Origin of the sequence: Kineococcus terrestris, assembly GCF_041020755.1 — a bacterium.
Taxonomy (GTDB): Bacteria; Actinomycetota; Actinomycetes; order Actinomycetales; family Kineococcaceae; genus Kineococcus; species Kineococcus terrestris.
In genome coordinates this window covers 34,532-52,761 of record NZ_JBEUEI010000020.1, presented here as the reverse complement: position 1 = coordinate 52,761, position 18,230 = coordinate 34,532, and the positions used below count along the sequence as shown (strand labels likewise).

General features: G+C 77.7%; 18 protein-coding genes. 4 read left to right on the top strand and 14 right to left on the bottom strand.

The genetic code is table 11. From position 1 onward, the window contains the following. Positions 1-3: 3 nt before the first annotated feature. The 6 genes from AB8M62_RS13240 to AB8M62_RS13215 all read right to left on the bottom strand — a co-directional run bounded on the left by AB8M62_RS13240 (position 4) and on the right by AB8M62_RS13215 (position 5,990). Positions 4-915, bottom strand: coding sequence for an NAD-dependent epimerase/dehydratase family protein (locus tag AB8M62_RS13240; RefSeq protein WP_369069863.1), 912 nt, complete (start codon positions 913-915; stop codon positions 4-6). A gap of 81 nt (positions 916-996) precedes the next feature. Continuing rightward, positions 997-1,998, bottom strand: a complete 1,002-nt coding sequence (locus AB8M62_RS13235) for an iron-siderophore ABC transporter substrate-binding protein (protein ID WP_369069862.1) — start codon at positions 1,996-1,998, stop codon at positions 997-999. A 50-nt stretch (positions 1,999-2,048) separates the two neighbouring features. Continuing rightward, positions 2,049-2,960, bottom strand: a complete 912-nt coding sequence (locus AB8M62_RS13230) for a DNA/RNA non-specific endonuclease (RefSeq protein ID WP_369069861.1) — start codon at positions 2,958-2,960, stop codon at positions 2,049-2,051. 128 nt (positions 2,961-3,088) lie between these two features. Beyond that, a complete protein-coding gene (locus tag AB8M62_RS13225) occupies positions 3,089-3,856 on the bottom strand; it encodes a MerR family transcriptional regulator (RefSeq protein WP_369056388.1) in 768 nt (255 codons plus the stop codon). A 25-nt stretch (positions 3,857-3,881) separates the two neighbouring features. Further along, positions 3,882-4,847, bottom strand: a complete 966-nt coding sequence (locus AB8M62_RS13220) for a universal stress protein (RefSeq protein ID WP_369069860.1) — start codon at positions 4,845-4,847, stop codon at positions 3,882-3,884. A gap of 258 nt (positions 4,848-5,105) precedes the next feature. Beyond that, positions 5,106-5,990, bottom strand: coding sequence for a hypothetical protein (locus AB8M62_RS13215; RefSeq protein WP_369056535.1), 885 nt, complete (start codon positions 5,988-5,990; stop codon positions 5,106-5,108). 163 nt (positions 5,991-6,153) lie between these two features. Here AB8M62_RS13215 and AB8M62_RS13210 point away from each other — a divergent pair, with 163 nt between their 5' ends. Both AB8M62_RS13210 and AB8M62_RS13205 read left to right on the top strand, forming a co-directional pair. Next, positions 6,154-7,155, top strand: a complete 1,002-nt coding sequence (locus tag AB8M62_RS13210; RefSeq protein WP_369069859.1) for an asparaginase — start codon at positions 6,154-6,156, stop codon at positions 7,153-7,155. 94 nt (positions 7,156-7,249) lie between these two features. Beyond that, positions 7,250-7,834 (top strand): hypothetical protein, encoded by a 585-nt coding sequence (locus AB8M62_RS13205; RefSeq protein ID WP_369056537.1) that lies wholly within the window; start codon positions 7,250-7,252, stop codon positions 7,832-7,834. An 18-nt stretch (positions 7,835-7,852) separates the two neighbouring features. Here AB8M62_RS13205 and AB8M62_RS13200 read toward each other — a convergent pair whose 3' ends face one another. From AB8M62_RS13200 to AB8M62_RS13180, 5 genes are all read right to left on the bottom strand, one after another. Next, on the bottom strand, positions 7,853-8,251 hold the full coding sequence (locus tag AB8M62_RS13200) for a GlcG/HbpS family heme-binding protein (RefSeq protein WP_369069858.1): 399 nt from the start codon (positions 8,249-8,251) through the stop codon (positions 7,853-7,855). Then, positions 8,248-9,066, bottom strand: coding sequence for an SDR family oxidoreductase (locus AB8M62_RS13195; RefSeq protein ID WP_369069857.1), 819 nt, complete (start codon positions 9,064-9,066; stop codon positions 8,248-8,250). Before AB8M62_RS13195 ends, AB8M62_RS13200 begins: the two co-directional genes overlap by 4 nt. A 135-nt stretch (positions 9,067-9,201) precedes the next feature. Further along, positions 9,202-9,921, bottom strand: a complete 720-nt coding sequence (locus AB8M62_RS13190; protein ID WP_369069856.1) for a helix-turn-helix transcriptional regulator — start codon at positions 9,919-9,921, stop codon at positions 9,202-9,204. A 36-nt stretch (positions 9,922-9,957) separates the two neighbouring features. Continuing rightward, the gene (locus AB8M62_RS13185) at positions 9,958-10,377 is read right to left on the bottom strand and encodes a nuclear transport factor 2 family protein (RefSeq protein ID WP_369069854.1); all 420 of its coding nucleotides are present in this window, start codon (positions 10,375-10,377) and stop codon (positions 9,958-9,960) included. Positions 10,378-10,513: 136 nt separating this feature from the next. Continuing rightward, positions 10,514-13,300, bottom strand: a complete 2,787-nt coding sequence (locus AB8M62_RS13180) for a helix-turn-helix transcriptional regulator (RefSeq protein ID WP_369069853.1) — start codon at positions 13,298-13,300, stop codon at positions 10,514-10,516. A gap of 215 nt (positions 13,301-13,515) precedes the next feature. On the opposite strand from AB8M62_RS13180, the gene AB8M62_RS13175 reads away from it, so the two are divergent. Beyond that, entirely contained in the window at positions 13,516-14,535 is a 1,020-nt protein-coding gene (locus AB8M62_RS13175) for an alcohol dehydrogenase catalytic domain-containing protein (protein ID WP_369069852.1), read from the top strand. Between the two features lie 116 nt (positions 14,536-14,651). On the opposite strand, the gene AB8M62_RS13170 is transcribed toward AB8M62_RS13175, so the two are convergent. The 3 genes from AB8M62_RS13170 to AB8M62_RS13160 all read right to left on the bottom strand — a co-directional run bounded on the left by AB8M62_RS13170 (position 14,652) and on the right by AB8M62_RS13160 (position 17,603). After that, on the bottom strand, positions 14,652-15,344 hold the full coding sequence (locus AB8M62_RS13170; protein WP_369069851.1) for a PadR family transcriptional regulator: 693 nt from the start codon (positions 15,342-15,344) through the stop codon (positions 14,652-14,654). Between the two features lie 91 nt (positions 15,345-15,435). Further along, positions 15,436-16,866, bottom strand: a complete 1,431-nt coding sequence (locus AB8M62_RS13165; protein WP_369069850.1) for a putative bifunctional diguanylate cyclase/phosphodiesterase — start codon at positions 16,864-16,866, stop codon at positions 15,436-15,438. A 119-nt stretch (positions 16,867-16,985) separates the two neighbouring features. After that, positions 16,986-17,603 carry a histidine phosphatase family protein gene (locus tag AB8M62_RS13160; RefSeq protein ID WP_369069849.1) on the bottom strand — a complete coding sequence of 206 codons (618 nt, stop codon included), beginning with the start codon at positions 17,601-17,603 and terminating at the stop codon, positions 16,986-16,988. Between the two features lie 61 nt (positions 17,604-17,664). Here AB8M62_RS13160 and AB8M62_RS13155 point away from each other — a divergent pair, with 61 nt between their 5' ends. Next, positions 17,665-18,192, top strand: coding sequence for a beta-class carbonic anhydrase (locus AB8M62_RS13155; RefSeq protein ID WP_369056541.1), 528 nt, complete (start codon positions 17,665-17,667; stop codon positions 18,190-18,192). Positions 18,193-18,230: the final 38 nt, after the last annotated feature.

The window sequence follows — 18,230 nt, the reverse complement described above, 5'->3', positions numbered from 1 at the left end:
CCGTCAGGCGCGGGGGTCCTCCAGCACGTCGCGCCAGGAGTGCTGCGGCTCGTAGCCGAGCAGCTGCCGGGCCTTGTCGATGCTGTAGAAGGTCTCGTGCGGGCCCATCTCGCGCCGCACCTCGACCCCCTCGTAGAACGTGCCGAGGATCTCCTGGGTGGTCGCGGCCACCGACGTGTCGGCGTTGGCGACGTTGAAGACCTGGTAACCCAGCCCGTCGGTCTCCAGGGCCCGCAGCGTCAGCTGCCCCAGGTCGCGGGTGTCGATGTAGCCGAAGACGTTGCGCCGGCGCAGGGCCGGGTCCGCGAGGAACGGCGGGAACTTCTCGGCGTACTCGTGCGGCTCGACGACGTTGTTGATCCGCAGGCCGTACACGTCCGCGCCGGTGCGGGCCTGGAACGAGCGCGAGACCACCTCCCCGGCCACCTTCGACATGGCGTAGGAGTCCTCCGGCACGACGGGGTGCTCCTCGTCGACCGGCACGTACAGGGGCTTGCGCTCGCCGCGGGAGAAGCAGATGCCGTAGGTCGTCTCGGAGGAGGCGAACACCACCTTGCGGATCCCGAGCCGCGTCGCGGCCTCCAGCACGTTGTAGTGCGCGCGGATGTTCGTCTCGAACGTCGTGGCGTCCGGCGCGCGCAGGATCGTGGGGATCGCGGCGAAGTGGACGACGGCGTCGTAGGAGGTGCCCGCGCCGGCGCGCGGGTCGGCCTCGTCGAGGTCGGCCGTCGTGGGCATGCCCGCCAGGGCCGAGTACACCTGGCCGGTGTCGGTCAGGTCGACCCGCAGGTCGGTGACGTCGGGGTGGCCCAGCGGGGCGAGGTCGGCGTTGGTGACGTGGTGGCCCCGGGAGGCCAGGTACGGCGCGACGTGGTGACCGGCCTTGCCGCTGCCGCCGGTGAAGAAGATGCGCATGGCCCCAGCCAACCAGGCGTCGGCCGTGGCGCCAGGTGGAGCGGCGGCCCGGCGACCGCGACGGTCACCGGGCCGCGCGGCTCACAGCGTCGCCGGGACGGTGGCGGGGTCGCCGTCGGCGGCCGCGGCCAGCGCCGGCACGGCGGTCTCGACGGCGTACGGCAGCGACAGCGGGCTGGAGAAGCCGAGCGCGCCGGCGAAGTCGTCCTCGAACGTGGGCATGTAGACGGTGCGGCCATCGGTGACGACGGCGAGGCCGGCGGCGACGCCGTTCGCGGCGAAGTCCTCCTCGCTCGCGCCCAGGACGACGAGCACGTCGGTGTCCATCACCGACACCTGCTCGGCGCTCAGCTCGCCGGTGGTGGGGTTGGGCTCGAACCCGAGCTCGTGGAAGAACTTCCCGCGCGGGTCCTCCGCGCCCAGCAGGTAGTACTGCCCGCCGATGACCAGGGCGACCGTGACGGTCTTCCCGGAGAACCCCGGGTTCGCGTCCACGGCGTCCTGGAACACCGCCTCGACCTCCTCGGTGAGGGCGGCGGCCTCGTCGGTGCGCCCGAGGGCCTGGCCGATCACCTCCAGCTCCCGCTGCCAGGTGGCGGCGGCGCCCTCGCTCTCGCCGGGCACGTCGGCGATCGTGGGGGCGATCGCGCTCAGCTGCTCGTACAGGGCCTGCTCCACGTAGGAGTACGCACCGACGATCAGGTCGGGCTGCAGGGCGGCGATCGCCTCCAGGTTCAGCTCCGCCTCCCCGACCTCGGGGATCCCGCCCTCGGGCAGCAGGTCCTGCGCCCACGGCCGCTGCGCGGAGTCGTAGCTGAGGGTCTTGCGGGTGCCCACGGGCACGACGCCCAGCGCCAGGACGAAGTCTTGCTCGTTGTAGCCGACGGTGACGACCCGCTGGGGCTCGGCCGGCACCTCCGTCGAGCCGAGGACGTGCTCGACCGTCACCGGGAAGGAGCCGCCGGCGGCCGGGGCGGAGGCGCCGGGGGCCGACCCCGCGTCGGCGGCGTCACTCCCGCAGGCGGTCAGGGTGGCGAGGGCGCCGGAGGCGGCCAGGGCCGCGAGGAGGGATCGACGGTTCACGCGGCGAGGGTAGCCTCACCTGACCTGCCGGCCCGCGGCGGGTGGCCGGGTCACAGCAGCAGGTCGCCCGGCGCCGTCACCGTCCGCCACGCCGGCACCCCGCCGTCCACGTCGGCGCCCGCCGCCACCGGGGCGAGCGCGGGCAGGCGGTCCGCCGCCGGCAGCGGCCCCAGGTCCAGCCGGGTCAGCTCGGCCACGTCCGCGACCGGCACCTGGAACGTGCGGAAACCCCCCAGGTCCGGCGCGGGCCGCGCCTGCGCCCGGGCCCGCAGCACGTCCGCCACCAGCGGCGTCTGGTCGAGCACGAAGGCCGCCGACGCCAGCACCGGCGCGCCCCGCTCACCGCCGGCGCCCGGGCGCAGCCAGCCCGCGACCTTCCAGAACCGGCGCGGCACCCGCACCCCGCGGTACTCCGGGTCGTCGTCGGCGAGCACCGGGCCCGTGGCCACGACGACGCGGTGCGAGACCTCCCGCGCGAACGCCAGCACGTGGTCCTCCAGCCCCAGCCACAGCTCCAGCGACTGGTTGAACCGGGCGTGCTGCGGCGCGGCGTTCGGGTACGCGAACGTGTCCGCGTTCGCCCGCCGCGCCACCTCGGCCGGACCCCACACCGGGTCGCGGCGGCGCACCAGGTGACCGCGGTCGAAGTCGTTGTCCCGGTACAGCTCCGCCCCGGCCTGCTCGTCCGGGCCGACGCGCGGGTCCAGGAACCACGGGTCGCCGCCGCGCTCCACGTCGACCAGCGACCCGCCGTCGATCCCGACGACCGTCGCCGCCGCCAGCCGCCGGTCCGGGCGCAGCACCACCGAGAAGCGCGTGTACGGCAGGACCACGACGGCCGCCGCGTCCAGCGGGTCGACCGGCAGCGGCACCGGCACGGCGGGGCCGGGCGCCAGGAAGTCCGGGTCGAACCCGGTGCGCCCGGCCAGGCCGTCGCGCAGCGGGTCAGCGGTGCTCGTCACCCGGCCCACCCTGCCCCGCGCCACCGACACGCGGGCCGACGGCGGGCCGACGGCGGGCGCCCGGTGGGTGCCGCTCCGGTGGAGCGCCCGGTGACCGGCCCGCTGACCCGCCCGCTGACCGGCCCGGCTCAGGTGAGCTCGCGGTCGGCGAACACGTGCGCCGCGTCGCGCAGGTAGCGCGCCGTCCCTGGCCCGAACGCCTCGTACGTCGCGCGGAACCGCTCGTCCTGCACGTAGGTGTCCGCCAGCCCGCGGTACGCGTCGGCCCCCGGGACCCACGACCGCGACACCCACGCGTGGTGCCGGCGCACCAGCTCCTGCGCGCGCTCGCCGTCCGCGGGTTCGTCCTCGCCCAGCGCGGCGGCCAGCCCCCGGCCCACCGCGTCGTGCTCGGCGAGCGCCGCCGCCCGCCCGTCCGGGCCCAGCGCCTCCCACGCGCGGCGGCCGTCCTCCCACGCGCCGCGGCCCCAGCGGGCCACCACCTCCTCCTCCCAGCGGCTGCCGTCCTCCTCGGGGCCGCGCGCCCCCTCGAACCCGTCGAACACCTCGTCCACGTCCAGCTCCTCCCCGCGCTCCACGCGGCCCAGCGCCGCGCGCACGGCCGCGCTGCGGCGCCGCAGCCGCTCCTCCTGCTCCCGCAGCAGCTCCAGGTGCTGCCGCAGGAGGGTGCCCGCGTCGGTGCGGGCGGCGAGGAGGTCGGCGATCGCGGGCAGGCCCACGCCCATCCCGCGCAGCAGCAGGATCCGCTGCAGGCGCAGCAGCGCGGCCCCGTCGTAGTAGCGGTAGCCGTTGGCGCCCGTCCGGGTGGGCGGGAGCAGCCCGACCTCGTCGTAGTGGCGCAGCGTCCGGGGCGTCGTCCCGGCCGCCCGCGCCACCTGCGCGACGGTCCACTCCACGGCCACCACCTCCTCGCCGGGGACGCTAGGCGTTGACGTCGCGGGAAGGTCCAGCGTGCGCGGCCCGCCGCGCCGCGCGCTGGTGGTGCACGCGGTCCGGGTCCGGCACGACGACGACGGGACCGCTCGCGCGGTGCAGGACGTCGTGGCTGGCCGATCCCAGCAGCGCGCTGACGAAGGCGCCGTGCCCGCGGGCGCCGACGACGAGCAGCGCGGCGCGCGCGGCGACGCCGGTCAGCGCGTCGGCGGGGTCGGTGTCGGGGGCGAGGTGGACGTGGACCTCCAGGCCGGGGTGCTCCTCGCGCAGCCGGGCGGCGGCCTCCTCCACCTCGCGCCGGTGCGCGGCGCCGTCGGCGGCACGCACTTCCTCGTACAGCTGCGGGCTCCACCCGTCGAGGCGGCGGGCGGGGGTGTCGTGGGCGCGCACCAGGTGCAGCGCCTCCCCCGCGGCCAGCGCCCGCTGCGCGGCGAAGCGCACCGCGGCGGCCGAGGCCGGGGAGCCGTCGTGGCCGACGACCACGCCCCGCGCGTCGCCGGCCGGGACGGCGCGCACGACGGCCAGCGGGCACGGCGCGTGGGCGGCCAGGTGCAGGGCCGTCGAGCCCAGCCGCAGGGCGGCGGCCGCGCGCCGGCGCCGCGCGCCCACGACGAGCAGGACCGCACCCGCCCCGTGCGTCGCGGCGTCCACGAGCGCCCGGCGCACGGGTGCGCGCTCCAGCGCGGTCGTCACCGGCAGCTGCGGCCGGGTCGCGGCGACCTGCGCGGCCAGCTCCTCCAGGGCCGCGCGACCGGCCCGCTCGAGCTGCTGCAGGTGCGCGGCGGCGTACCAGGCGTACGTGACGTCGCCCGTGGCCGCCTCGGGCACGGCGTGCAGCAGGTGCAGGTCCGCGCCGCGCAGCTCCGCCTCCTGCGCCGCCCAGCGGACGGCGGCCCCGCTCGCGGTGGCGTCCCACACGCCGACGACCACCCTGTCCCGCCCCGTCGCGGTCATGGCCCCTCCCGGGTCCGTGCGGCGGCGGCCCCTCCGCCGCCCGCGCCGCCAGCGTGCGCGCGGCCCGTGCCCCGCACCAGGGACCTCGGTCCCGCCCCCGGACCCCGCCCCCACCCGCCGTGATCACGGACGGGTGAGCGCTCACGCACCCGTGATCACGACGGTCGCGACCCCCGCCCACCGTGATCTTGCTGGGACCACCAGCAGGATCACGGAAGGAGGGGCCCGGTGGGGGCGCGGGTGCGGGGTGGGGACGGGTCAGGCGCGGGCGGGGACGGGCGGGCCGGCCAGGGCGGCGACGAGGGGCGCGGCCGTGCCCGGTTCGACGCTGGGGTCCAGGAGCAGGAACCCGGGCGAGGTGGCCGGGCGGTCACCGAGCAGCTGCGCGGGGTCGCCGGCGCGGCGGAACCAGCGGGCGCGCAGCCGGCGGGCGTCGGCGACGGTCAGCTCCGCCCCGCACCGGGCCGCGGTGTCACGGGCCAGCGCCGCGAAGTCCGGGTCGCCCGGCGCGCCGGACCTCACCGCGCGCGCCCACGGCGCCGGCGCCGGGCGGGTGTCCGCCGCGCGCGCCACGACGACGGCGTGCCCGGCCGGGCCGGCCGCGGACAGCAGGTGCCCCACGCACCCGCCCAGCCGCCCGCCACCGCCCTCCCCGTCCCGCTGCCGGCCGCGGCCGCGGCTGCCGGCGAAGGACAGCCGCCCCGCGCGGACCTCGGCGTCGACGGCCAGGGCCGGCGACCCCCAGTGCAGGTGGGTGCACGTGCGCAGGGACGGCCAGGCCCGGTGCAGGCGGTCCTCCGTCACCCGCAGCAGCTCGCGGGCCTCCTCCACGGCCAGGCGCCGCGCTCCCGCCCCCTCGAGCTCGTCGAGGTCCTCGGCGTCCACGAGCCCGGCGAGGGCGCGCGGGCGCCGCGCGTCCCCCGGGTCGCCCGCGCCCGCCGGGTCCTCCGCCACGGTCACGACGTGCAGGCAGTCCCCCGTCGCCACGGCCTCCACGGCGGCGAGGTGGACCGCGAGGCGGCTGTCGCGCGAGCCGTCGTGGAAGACGACGACGGCCGTGCGCGTGTGCAGGTCCACGGGCCGCTGGCGCGCTCCCGGGCGGCTCGCCCCCCGCGTCGCCGGGCTCGTCAGGCGTCGGTGCACGGTCCACCTCCTCGCTCCACCGGGCCGCCCCGGGCGGTCCCCGTCCCCCGCGCCGGACGGTGCACGCCCGCGACCGGCGGTCCCAGGGTCGAAGGTCCCGGTCGCCGGCCGCGCGCGCAAAGCGCCACGCCGGGCCCGCGGCGGGCGTCCGTATCCTCCAGCGGTGCCCGCCACCACCCGTCCCCCCGCCCAGCACGTCCCCGTCGCCGTCCTGGTGCGCGGGGACCTCGTGGAGGGCGTGCACCACGGCTCGATGGCCGTGCTCGGCCCCGGCGGGGAGCCGCTGGCCGCGGTCGGTGACGTCGAGGCGCCCGTCTACCCGCGCTCGGCGCTGAAGCCGCTGCAGTCGGTGGCGATGCTGCGCCACGGCCTGGACCTGCCCGCCGACCTGCTGGCGGTCGCCACGTCCAGCCACTCCGGCGAGGACGTGCACCTGGCGGCCGTGCGGCGGGTCCTGGAGCTGGGCGGGTTCGGCCCGGACGACCTGCGCAACGCCCCCGACCTGCCGCTGGGCGAGCTGGAGCACGCCCGCTGGAGGGTCGCCGGGCGCGCGCCGGAGCGCCTCGCGCAGAACTGCTCCGGCAAGCACGCGGCGATGCTGCTGACGTGCCGGGTCAACGGGTGGGACCCGGCGACCTACCTGGACCCCGCCCACCCGCTGCAGCGGGCGGTCGCGGACACGGTCGCCGAGCTGACCGGGGCCGCGCCGGCCGCCGCGAGCACCGACGGCTGCGGGGCGCCGCTGTTCGCGGTGCCGCTGACGGGCCTGGCGCGCGCCGTGGGCCGCCTGGCCGCCGCGGGCGCGGGCACCCCCGAGGGCCGGGTCGCGGACGCGGTCCGCTCCTTCCCGGAGCTGGTCGCCGGGGAGGGTCGCGACACGACCGCGCTGCTGCGGGCGGTGCCGGGGATCGTGGCCAAGGACGGGGTGGAGGCGGTGCAGGTGGCGGCGCTGCCCGACGGGTCCGCCGTCGCCGTCAAGATCGCCGACGGGGGCGCGCGGGCCCGGATGCCCGTGGCCGCGGTGGGCCTGGCGCTGCTGGGCGTGGCCGCGGACGCGCTGGCGCCGTTCGCGTCCCAGCCGGTCCTGGGCGGGGGCGCCGTCGTCGGCGAGCTGCGCGGGCTGCCGCTGCCGGGCACCTCCCCCGGGGACGCGCCGGGGGCCTGATCGACACGCGCGCCGGGCGGACGGGCCCGTCGTGCGCTAGGCAGGAGCCCCGACGACACCCACGACCGGGCCCGGCCCGGCGGGAGGGGGACGCGTGCGCGTCGACCGCGCCTTCGCCGTGCTGCCCGTGCCCGGACCGCAGGTGACCCTGGACCGCTGCCTGGAGCACCTGGTGGCCGCCGCGGACGAGGCGGCCGCCTCGGGGGTGGAGACCACCGTCCTGCTGGCGGTCGCGGGAGCCGGGGCAGCCGCCCGGGCGCTGGCGGACTGGACGCCGCTGGTGGAGGTGGTCGACGGGGTCGACCTGGCCGCGGTCGTGGCCGGTGAGGACGCCCCGCCCGGCGCACTGCTGACCGCCGGGGCGCGGGAGGCGCTGCGGCGCAGCGCGGTCCCGGCGACCGCGCTGCTGCTGACGACGAGCCCGGCCAGCGCCGTGGGCACCGGGTGGGTGCTGGAGCACGCCCGCCACCACCGCGGCGGGGCGCTGGCCTCGACGGGCCCGGTGCGCGGCGGCGCCGGCGGCCGCGCCCATCCCGTCACCGCGAACCTCGCGGTGCGGCTGTCGGTGTGCGCGGCCGCCGGCTGGGCCGGGGAGCTGCCCCCGCGGGGGACGGCGCTCGTGCACGCCGTCACCCCCGTCGTCGGGTCGCTGCTGACGGGCTCGCGCCTCCCCTCCTGAGCGGCGACGGCGGGTCGTTCAGAGGGCTGCTGCTCCGGCGTCGGCGACGCTCTGGTCGTCGTCGGGCAGGCCGCCGCTGACACCGACGGCCCCGAGGAGCGTGGCGCCGTCCACGAGGGGGACGCCGCCGGGGAAGGTCACCAGACCGCCGTTGGTGAGCTCGATGCCGTAGAGCGCTCCGCCGGGCCGGGAGTGCTCCCCCAGGGTGCCGGTGGGCATCGTGAACAGCTGTGCCGTGCGGGCCTTCCTGACGGCGATGTCGATGCTGCCGAGCGTGGCGCCGTCCTGGGAGGAGAAGGCCTTGAGGTGTCCGCCGGCGTCGACGACGGCGACGCTGAGGGGAACACCGGCCTCCCGGGCGGCGGCGAGGGCCGCGTCGAGGACACCGCGGGCGCGGTCGAGGCTGAGGTCGGTCACGAGCTGGACTCCTGCGAGGTGGTGGTGGGGACCGGGACGGTGAGATCCCACTCGGCGGCCTGGTCGGCCTTGATCTGCGCGGCGACCTCGGTGGGCAAGGTGGTGCGGTAGGCGTTGGACTCCCCGGTGAGCACCTGGACCATCGCGGTGATCATCTCCTCGGGGTCGTACTGCCCGGGCAGGGTGCCCTCGAAGATGAACTCGGAGGGGACGGCGATGGTCGCGGTGTCGGCGTCGAACCACTGGTGCATCGAGCTGAAGCCCACGTCGTTGAAGCCGGTCAGGTAGGGGCCGGGGTTCACCGTCTGGACGGTGATGCCGTAGTCCGCGACCTCCTGGCGCAGGATGCCGGCGAAGGCTTCCAGGGCGTGCTTGGTCGCGGCGTAGGGGGACAGGAACGGCACCTTGCCGAAGCCGGCGATGGAGGAGACGAAGACGATCCTGCCCCTGCCCTTCTCGACCAGGGCGGGTACGAAGCCGCGGGTCATCTCGATGGTGGCGAAGAGGTTGACGTCGAAGGACTCGCGCCACAGGGACTCGGGGACCTCGGTGGCCGGGCCGGTGTGCATGACGCCCGCGTTGTTGAACAGGACGTCGATGTCGTGGCTGAAGGCGTGGGCGCGGTCGAGCGCGTTCGTGGTGTCCAGCTTGACGACTTCCAGCCGGACCCCGGCGGCTCCGGCCTCCTGGCGCAGTTGCCACACCTGGGGCCAGATCTGGACTCCGGCGATGACCTCGTGTCCCAGCTGGGCCAGCCGCAGGGCGACGCCCTTGCCGAACCCGCTGCCGGCGCCGGTGATGAGGAAGGTGGTCATGGTCACTCCTGGTGTCGAGGCATCCGAGGCGGATGCGGGGACGGGTACGAGTTCTCCGGAACGGTCAGCACGTCGACGGCGGGAGCGGTGGAGGGGGTCACGGGTCGGGTGGGGGCGTCGCAGCGGTCCCGCTCCTCAGCCGAGGTTCCGCACCGGCCAGCGCGCCTGGTCCGCCTCCAGCAACGTCGGGTCCCGCACCGGCGCCACCTCCTCGAGCACCTCGAGGCGGGTGATCCGCTCGATGCGGAAGCCGCGGATCGCCTCCCGCAACCGGCACCACCCGACGAGCAGCCACGCGTCGTCACCGCGCAGCAGTCCCATCGTCTCGACGTCGCGGACGGTGACGTCGCCGGCGGTCCCATCCGCTCCTGTCGTCCCCGTTCCGGTGTAGGTGATGCGTACGACGCGTCGGGCCGCGATGACGTCGGCGAGCACGGCGAGCGGGACGGCGCCGCCCGCCGGTGCGGAGGTGTCGATGACCTGCAGCGTCGCGAGCACGTCGCGCACGGGCCCGCGGTGCTCGTCGGCCATGACCGCGTTGATCTTCGCGCGAGCGCGGCGCGCGGCGCCCTGGTACGGCGAGGAGTCCAGCAATCCGAGCCCCGCCAGCACCGCCAGCGACTCGGCGGCGGTCAGGTTCAGCGGCGGCAGGGAGTACTCGCGCAGGATCGAGTAGCCGCCGGCGGCCCCGTGGTCGGCGTACAGGGGGACCCCGGCGAGCTGGAGGGAGGCGATGTCGCGCTCGACGGTCCGCCGCGAGACCCCGAACTCCCGGGCGAGCCGAGCGGCCGACCAGGGTCGGTCCGCTCCCCGCAGCAGGTCGACGAGGGCGTACTGCCGCTCGGCCCGTTTCACGGCCGTCAGCCTGGCAGAGGACGGCTGGGACGCGCCTCAGCCGCGCACGCTGCGCTGCCCGCCGACCGACCAGACCCGTCGCACCCGCCCGTCGGGGTCGAAGTCGAAGACGTCGACGCCGCCCACGTGGACGCCGGGCGCCTCCATGTCCCACAGCAGCCGGCCGTGCTCGCCGTCGATCGCGTCGGCCACGTTCGTGAACACGACGCCGGGGTGCTGGCCGTGCCACCAGCCCAGGTAGCGGGCGAAGTCCTCGGCGGTGCGGATGTCGTCGGCGGGCGTCGACCCGTCGGGCTCGGTGACGGCGAAGCGGATGCGGAAGTCGTCGGCGCAGATGCGCCGGGCGAGGCCGCCGTCGCCGTTCCACATCGTCAGCCACAGGTCGAGCGAGCGCCGGGCGGCGGAGGTGGTCGTGGGGTCCGAGGGGGTGGTCGTGGGGTTCGTGGTGTCGGTCACGGGACCCACCCTCGGGCGCTCCCGCGACAACGGTGTGTCGGAGTTCTCCGGAGTTCTCCGGAGTTCTCCGGAGTTCTCGGAGCTCCCCGGGGTTCCCCGGGGTTCCCCGGGGCACCCCGGCACGGCGCCCGGCCGCTCACGCGCGGTCGACGTCCTCCCCGGCGATCCCGTGCTCGGCGAGCGCGTCGCCGAGGGCGCGGCGCGAGGTGACGTCCAGCGTGGCGAAGACGGCTCGCAGGTGCGCGTGGACGGTGCGCGGACTGACGACGAGCGTGGCGGCGATGTCCTTCGACGTCGCCCCTCCGGCCGCGAGCCGCGCGACGGCCACCTGCTGCGCGGTCAGCCGCACCGCTCCCTCCCCCGCGCCGCGCGGGACACCACCGGCCGCCCTCAGCTCGCGCGCTGCGCGGGCGGCGAAGGCGGCGGCCCCCACCGCGGTGAACGTCTCGTGCGCCGGGCCCAGCTCCCGGCGCGCCGCGACGTGGCGGCGCGCGCGGCGCAGGTGCTCGCCCAGGAGCAGCCGCGCCCTGGCCAGCTGGGTGCTGCTCTCCCCCTCCGCCGAGACGGCCACCGCCTCGCGGTGCAGGTCCTCCGCCCCGCCGGCCGGGTCCAGCAGCAACGCGCGGCAGCGCAGGTCCAGGCCGCGCGCCCACGGGGTCCGCACGCCGGCGATCCACTCCTGCAACCGCCGGTGGGCCCGTCGCGCGCGGTCGAGGTCCCCGGCCCGCACCGCCGCCTCCACCTCCTCGGGCAGCAGGAACGGCGCGAAACCGGTGTCGCGGCGCTCGGGCGCCAGCGCTCGCGCGGCAGCCGACCAGCGCCCGGAACCGTTGTGCAGCAGCGCCTGCGCGTAGGCGACGGTCGCCAGGACGCGCGTCTCACCGTTCTCCGCGGCCAGTCCCCGGCAGGCGCGCGCCAGGTCGGCCACCCGGGAACCCTCCCCGCGCCAGGCGGCCAGCAGGAGGTCGACGCGGTGGTTCTCCCGGGCGCCGGTCAGCTCCCGCACCCGCCGGGCCCGGCGCGACAGCTCCTCGGCCTCCCCCAGGCGGCCCGCGTGCATCTCGATCACCGCTGCGTAGTTGTAGGCCAGACCCGCCTGGGCCAGCCGCCCCCGGCTGCGCACCTCGTCCACGTACCGGCGCGCCAGGCGCACGAGCGCCGCCTCGTCCCACGACAGCACGCACACCAGGTGGATCCACATGAAGTCGACGTCCGCGGACAGGTCCCCCGCGCGCGGCAGCGACGCCACGGCGCGCTCGGCGCAGGTCACCGCCAGCGCCGGGCGGTCCGCCGCCGCCGCCAGCAGCGCGTCCAGCGCCGCCTCGGCGAAACCGGCCGGACCCTCCCGGGCCGGGTCGGTGGCCAGGGTGAGGAGGCGGTCCCGCGCCGACGGAGAGCCGGAGATCATCGTGCCGACCACCGCGCGCAGGCGGGCCTCCACGTCGGCGCGGGCCGGCTCGCGGTCCGCGGCGACCAGCTCCACGAGCCGGTCCACCTCCCGGCGCCCGTGCCGCTGGTCGTAGTCCATGCGGGCCATCAGCGCTCCGGTCCGCGCCGCACGTCCGGCGTCGCGCAGCCGCAGCGCGGCACCGGCGATCGCGGGCCGGGCCCGCGCCGCGTCACCGGACTCCTGCCACGCCCGTCCCGCCCGCCACTGCCGGTCCGCCGCGTCCGCGGGGGAACCGGTCAGCGCAGCCGCCCGCTCCAGGAGCAGCGCGGCGGTCCCGACCGCGCCGCGGTCGGCCGCTGCGCCCGCCCTCTCCTCCAGGTCGCGGGCGATGCCGTCGTCGGGACCCGGGGCCGCCAGGGCGCGGTGCCAGGCGGCGCGGTCCGGATCGTCGCGGCGCTGAGCGGCGAGCGCGAGCGCCGCGTGCACCCTCCGGCGCTCGGCGGGGGCCGCGCCGCGGTGCAGGTGCGGCCGCAGCCGCGGGTCGGCCAGGAGCACCCGGGCACCGACCTCCACGAGCCCGCCGTCGGCGGCGGCGGTCAGGTCGTCGGGCCGCAGGCCCACCACCCGGAGCGCGGAGCGCAGCGACGCCGGGTCGCCGGTGGGTTCCGCGGCCGCCGCCAGGAGCGCGGTGCGGGCGGGCGGAGCCAGCCGCCCCGCCCGTTCCAGCAGTCCACGCACCGGGGCGGCCGGTGCGGGGAGGTCCGTCCCGGGCGGTGCGGGCGCCAGGGCGCCGAGGCCCGAGGCGAGGGCGGCCGGCCCCACGAGGTCGACGAACCCGCACAGGGCCGCGGGGTCACCGCGCGACTCGGCGACCAGCTGCTCACGCAGGTGGGGCTCGACCGGGACCTCGACCAGGGCGTCCAGGAGGCGGTGCGCGGCGACGTGGTCCAGCGGCGGCAGCAGCACGCGGGCGCTGCCGCCGAAGGCGTCCTCCACCCGGCCCGGGCGGGCGGCCAGGACGAGCAGCAGGCGGCCCTCGCGCAGCCGCCGGGCCGCGGACGCCAGGGCCCGCAAGCTGGCGGGGTCCAGCCGGTCGGCGTCGTCGACCAGGCACAGCAGGGGTCCGGCCCCGCTGAGCAGCCCCTCGACGGCCAGCCCGACCAGCAGGGCGTCCGGCGGGGCACCGGCCTCGCGGCCGGTGACCACGGCCAGGGCCCGCCGCTGCGGCGCGGGCAGGGCCGCGACCCGCGCCGGCAGCGAGCGCACCAGGAGCTCCAGCGCGGAGTGGGGCGAGCCGGTCTCGTCGGCCGCGGCGCTCAGGCGGACCGTCCGGAAGTCCCCGGCCGTCGCGGCCAGCTCCCGCAGCAGCAGCGTCTTGCCGGCGCCTGCCGCGCCGAGCACGAGGACGGTGCCCGCCCGCCCGCGGCGAGCGTCCGCCAGGTGCCCGGCGAGGAGCGCGGACTGCTCCTCGCGGCCGACGGGGCGCGCGCGACGGGCGGTCCCACCGCCCCCCGGTCCCGGTCCGCCGTCCACGGCGCCCTCCGCTCCACGGTCTGGCGCACCGGCCGGCGCGGGCGCCCCGCCGGGCACCGTAGGCGCCGGGCCGCGGGCGCGCAGGCGGACCGGGGGATCCCGCGAGCGCCTAGGCACTCGTTGCCGATCCCCGGGACCCGCCGCCGCCGGAGCATGTCCGGCGGCGGGTGCCCCCGCCCAGACCCGGTCCCCCGAGGCGCAGGAGAGAACGTCCGATGAGCAGCTCGACGCACGCCGCCGTCGTCCCCGGTCCCCGTGAACCCTGGGTCCTCCAGGAGCGTCCGCGACCGGGGGCGGGGCCCGGTCAGGTGCTGGTGGAGGTCCGCGCGGGCGCCGTCTGCGGGACCGACCTGTGGATGGCGCACGGCGACCTGTCCTACCGGCCCTTCCCGCTGGTGCTCGGTCACGAGGGCGTCGGGGAGGTCGTCGCGGTCGGCGCGGGGGTCACCAGCCGCGCCGTGGGCGACCGCGTCGGGATGCCGATGGTCCAGCGTGGCTGCGGCACCTGCGCCTTCTGCCGCCAGGAGCACCCGGCCAGCTTCGTCACCGCCGCCAACTGCGCCAGCCCGGTCCTGACCGGGGTGACGGTCGACGGCGCCTTCGCCGAGCACGTGGCCGTCGACGCCGTCGGCACCGTCGTCCTGCCCGACGGCATCTCCTACGAGGACGCCGCCCCCACCCTGTGCGCCGGCTACACCTCCTGGGCGGCGCTGCGCCGGGCGGCTCCCGCGCCCGGTGCGCGCGTCGGGGTCGTCGGGATCGGCGGTGTGGGCCACTTCGCCGTCCAGTACGCCAAGGCCGCCGGGCACCACGTCACCGCCGTGACCCGCTCCCCCGACAAGGAGCGGGCGGCGCGCGAGCTGGGCGCCGACGAGGTGGTCGGCGACGGGGCGGCGCTCGCCGCCAGCGGTGGCGTCGACCTGCTGCTGCACACCAGCAGCAACCACGCGTCCGCGCTCGACGCCCTGCAGGGCCTGCGGCCGTGGGGGAAGGTCGCCGTGATGGGCATCGCGCCCGACGACTTCGCGCTCCCGGCCCTGGGCCTGGTCTCGAACAGCTGGCAGGTCGTCGGTACCGCGCACAACGGCCTGGAGCACCTCGTCGAGGCGCTACAGCTGGTCGCCGACGGGCGGGTCGCGCCCGTCAGCGAGGTCTTCGCGTTCGCGGACGTCGAGCAGGCCCACCAGCGCGCCGCGAGCGGCCGCGCGCGGTTCAAGGCCGTCGTCACCTTCTGAGCGCCGGCCGGCCACCGCCCGCGGTGCGCACCGACGAGCGGGGTTCCGTCCGCACCGGGCGCGAGGTCCCGCGCGGGCGGTGGACGGCCGGTCTCCCGGTCAGCACCGCCGGACCCTCAGTCCTCCTCGGGCGCCGCGCGCAGGTCCTCGGCGAGGATCGTGTGCAGCTGGCGGCGGCACGCCTCCAGCGCGTCGCTGGCGCGCTGGACGTCGCCGGGCCGGCCGGTGGCCAGCAGCTGCTGCAGCGAGACGGCGATCTGCCCGAGCTGCTGGTGCAGCTCGTGCGCGCGCCGGTCGTGGGGGCCGCCGCGCTCCTCGCCGTCGTCGCCGGGGGCCTCCCACGGCGGGGCGGCGCCGGCCAGGTCGTCCTCGACGACGCGGCGGCCGAGGTCGGTGAGGGTGAACCGCTTGGGGTCGGCGGGGTCGGCCTCGACCAGCCCTTCGTCCTGCAGGGCCTGCAGCGTCGGGTAGACCGAGCCGGGGCTGGGCTTCCAGGCGCCGCCGCTGCGGCGCTCGACCTCGGCGATGAGGCGGTAGCCGTTGCTGGGCTCCTCGGCGAGCAGGACGAGGACGGCGGCGCGCACGTCGCCGCGCCCGCGCCGGCGCCGCCCGCGCGGGCCGCCCCAGCCGGGCCGGCCGAACGCGCCCGGGCCGCCGAAGGGACCGCCGAAGGGTCCGCCCGGCCCGCCGAAGGGGCCCCCGAACGGTCCGCCGAAGGCCGCGCGGGCACCGGGGCCGCGCCGGCGGCCGGGCCGCGGGCCGGGGTGGTCGTGCTCGTGGTGCTCGTGGTCGTGGAAGGGGTGGCGCACGGCGGTCTCCGTCCCGCCCGCGCACCGCGCACGGGCTCCGATACCTCGACGATACATCGCTGAGGCATCGGAGAACAGGGGCGAGGAGGCGTCACTCCGTCGCGGGCACCACCAGCGGCGTGTCGACCCCGGGACCGCCCATCCCCTCCGCGCGCACCCAGGCCATCGCCTGGTCGGCCGGCAGCGGGCGGGCGAAGAAGAACCCCTGCAGCTCGTCGCAGCCCAGCGCGTTCAGGCGGTCGGCCGCGGCGACCGTCTCCACGCCCTCGGCCACGACCGTCAGGCCCAGCCGGTGCGCCAGGGCGATGACCGAGGAGACGATGACCTCGTCCTCCGGGTGCGCCGTCAGCTCCGCGACGAACTGCCGGTCGATCTTCAGCTCGTGCACCGGCAGCCCGCGCAGGTGGCCCAGGCTCGTCGAGCCCGCGCCGAAGTCGTCCACGGCCACCCGCACCCCGCGCTCGCGCAGCGCCTGCACGGTGCGCCGGGCGCCGGCCGGGTCCTCGATGACGGCCGTCTCGGTGATCTCCAGGACGAGGTCGGCGGCGGGCCAGCGCGTCAGGGCCAGCGCCTCCTCGACGATGCCCAGCAGCCCCTCGTCCAGCGTGGCGGCCGAGACGTTGATGGCCATCGAGGTGGCCAGGCCCTGCGCCCGCCAGCGCGCCGCCTGCTGCAGCGCCGTGATCATCACCCAGCGGGTCAGGGCGTGCACGAGGTGGCTGCGCTCGACCGGCGGCAGGAACTCCGCGGGGGCCAGGAGCCCGCGCTCGGGGTGGTCCCAGCGCACGAGCGCCTCGAACCCCAGCAACCGCGAGCCGTCCCCGGACACCTTCGGCTGGTAGTGCACGACGAGCTGGTCGTCCTCCATCGCCCGGCGCACCTGCCCCAGCAGCTCCAGGTTCGCCGCCGAGTGCGGGTCCGTGGCCCGGTCGTAGCGGGCCACGCCCAGGCGCCCGCGCTTGGCCGCGTACATCGCCACGTCGGCGTGCTGCAGCAGCTCCCCCACCGAGCGGCCGTCGGCCGGGGCGGCCGCCAGCCCGATGCTGCCGCTGAGGTCCAGCGGCACGGTGTCGGCGTGGAAGGCCCCCACGGACAGGCCGGCGAGCAGCCGCTTGGCCGGCACCTCCAGGTCCTGCGCCGCGCACGGGCCGGGCACGACGACGGCGAACTCGTCGCCGCCGAGGCGGAAGACGCGGCCGGCGGGGCCCTCGCCGCCGCGCACGGTCCGCACCAGCGCGTCGGCCACCTGCACCAGCAGGTCGTCGCCGGCGGCGTGGCCGAGGCTGTCGTTGACCTCGCGGAAGCCGTCCAGGTCCAGCAGCAGCAGGCCCGCCCCCTCGCGGCGCAGCAGCGGCTCCAGGTGCTCGGCCAGCGCGCGGCGGGTGCCCAGGCCCGTCAGCGGGTCGGTGCGGGCGGCGTCCAGGCGGGCGCGGTCGCGCTGGCGGACGAGGACGGCGAGCGCCACGACGGCCGCGACGGTCACGACGACCGTGGCGGCCCAGGCGGTCCACACGGCGTCCACGCCGTCCCATCGGCGCGCGGCGCGCGCACCTGAGCCGTGCCGGGCCGTCCTGCGCCGTCCGGGTGACCCCGGCCGGCGCAGCGCTCACGGGGGGCGACCGGGCCCGGCGGCCGGGACGCTCAGGCGGGCGGCGGCACGCTCCAGCGGCGCACGACGGGCCGCTCGTGCTCGTGGCCCAGCTCGCCCCAGGTGCCGGCGTCCAGCGCGAACAGCGCCCCGGCCGTGGGCGACAGGCCGAGCCAGCAGGCGGTGAGGACGCGCAGCAGGTGGCTGTGCGCGACGAGCACGACGTCGCCGGGGTCCTCCCCCTCCCCGCGTCCGCGCTCGTGGGCGGCCGCGCGCGCCAGGACGGCCCGCGCGCGGGCGGCGACCTGGTGCACGGTCTCCCCCGGCGTCGCGCCGGGCACGACGCCGTCGTGCCACACCGACCACGGTCGGCCCAGCTCCCCGGACACCTCCGCGGTGGTGCGGCCCTCGTAGGCGCCGTAGTCCCACTCGGCCAGGTCCTCGTCCACGCGCACGGGCACGGGGGCCGCGAGGCCCGCCAGCTCCGCGGTGCGCCGCGCGCGGGTGCGCGGGCTGGTCAGGACGAGGCCGATCCGGCGGGCGGCGAACACCGGGCGCAGCGCGCGGGCCTGCGCCTCGCCCTGCTCGGTGAGGGGGACGTCGGTCGTCCCCGTGTGCTGGCCGGACAGGCTCCAGGCGGTCTGGCCGTGGCGGAGGACGAGGACGGACACCCCCGGAACGCTAGTCCTCCGCGCACCGGGCCGTGGCGGCGCCGGCCGCGCGGGTGGTTCGATGACGCCCGTGAGCGCACCCGAGGACCCCTTCGCCGACGTCCGCAGCGGCAACGCCGCCTTCGCCGAGAGCTTCCCGGGCGAGGAGCGCCCCGGCCGCGCCGCCAAGGGACTGGCCGTCATGACCTGCATGGACTCGCGCATCTCGCCGCTGGAGGTCCTCGGCCTGCAGGTCGGCGACGCGAAGATCCTGCGCAACGCCGGCGCCCGCGTCACCTCCGACGTCCTGCGCACGCTGACCCTGGCGCACTTCCTGCTGGGCGTGGACCGCGTCCTCGTGCTGGCGCACACCGACTGCGGCATGACGAAGAAGACCGACGCGGAGGTCCACGAGCTCGTCGCCGGGCACGGCGTGGACACCCGCAGCATCGACTTCCACACCGTCGCCGACCAGCGCGCCTCGCTGGCGCGCGACGTGCAGCGCATCCGCTCCTGGCCGTACCTGCCGGCCGGCACGCCCGTCGCGGGCGGCATCTACGACGTGCGCACGGGCCGGATCGAGATGGTCGTGGAGCACGAGCCCGCCTGAGGGACCACCCGGCGCGAGCGCCTGACAGGGGTTCCGCG